The organism is Candidatus Micrarchaeota archaeon (assembly GCA_028866575.1).
Classification (GTDB): domain Archaea; phylum Micrarchaeota; class Micrarchaeia; order Micrarchaeales; family Micrarchaeaceae; genus UBA12276.
Genome location: JAGWHU010000049.1, coordinates 1 through 1,083, shown reverse-complemented (window position 1 = coordinate 1,083; position 1,083 = coordinate 1). Strand labels below are relative to the sequence as shown.

Sequence of the window (1,083 nt, the reverse complement as noted above, 5' to 3'; positions counted from 1 at the left end):
CCCACGCAAACCCCTCAATCCGAACACCACTGATTAGCTTTTAATACTCCCGTTAGCTTAGCACCGCCGCGCTTCGCGGCCTTTTTCATCTCTCGCTCCCATGCTTCCTGCGGTGTATCAAAGCCGAGGCATCTCATCGGCAAGAAGCGGAGCTTGGTTTGGATCTCTTCAATTAACGAGGGCGGCACGGTCGAGAGGTTCGTACGTTTTGGTATGCGTTCTCGTATGCGGCCATTGCGGTTCTCGACCGTGCCTTTCTCGCTTGAGGCATAAGGATGGCAGAAGAAGACATCAGCGCCAATGAGGCGCGAGAGCTCTTGGTGCTTCCTGAACGAGACGTCGTTATCGAGCGTGAGGCTCCGAATAGGCACGCCCCTCAACAGACGGGCAATGAGCCGGTTCACGTCCTCGGTCTTGCGGCTCTCAACGTACGCCAGGAAGGGATAACGCGTCTTGCGCTCGATGAGGACCAGCAGGGAGCCGCGGCCATCCTTCCCACTCTCGATGAAGTCTGCCTCGAAGTGACCGAACTGCCTGCGTTTCTGTACGTTCTCCGGCCGTTCCTCGATAGAGCGCCGGCCATCCATGACAGCCTGACGTCCCCGTTTGGGCCCGCTCTTCTTGTGTACCCGTCTGTGGTGCAGATGCTTCTCGAGTTGTCGGCCGTATACCGAGTACACATACTTGTACACGGCCTTCGCGGAGACCCGAGAGACCTTAATGCGCCGCTTCCGGCTCCTCCCGGCAATCATCTGGGGGGACCAGTCTTCCCGGAGCCTGTCTTCAACAAACGCGCGCAGTTGGTCGTCCAGTACGACTTTCAGACACTGGACCTTCGAATACTTCCTGCGCACATATGCCTTGTGCCCTGCCTTGCGGGCGTCATAGACACCCCGTACGGCTCCCCGTCGCAACTCGTCCGAGACTGTCGAGACACTCCGTCCTAACCGCTCCGCTATCTTCCGCAAGCTCAAGCCTGACGCTTTTAGCCGCTCGATTCTTCTCCGCTCGCTCTCCTGCAATTTCTCGTGCGCATATCCCATACCGCAAGTATGGGTGTTCGGATTCAAAGGTTAATTCGCA

At 57.5% G+C, this 1,083-nt stretch carries 1 protein-coding gene; it reads right to left on the bottom strand.

Going from position 1 to position 1,083, the window contains the following annotated elements; genetic code table 11:
- Positions 1-14 precede the first annotated feature (14 nt).
- Entirely contained in the window at positions 15-1,022 is a 1,008-nt protein-coding gene (locus KGI06_06380) for an IS30 family transposase (protein ID MDE1871835.1), read from the bottom strand.
- Positions 1,023-1,083 lie beyond the last annotated feature (61 nt).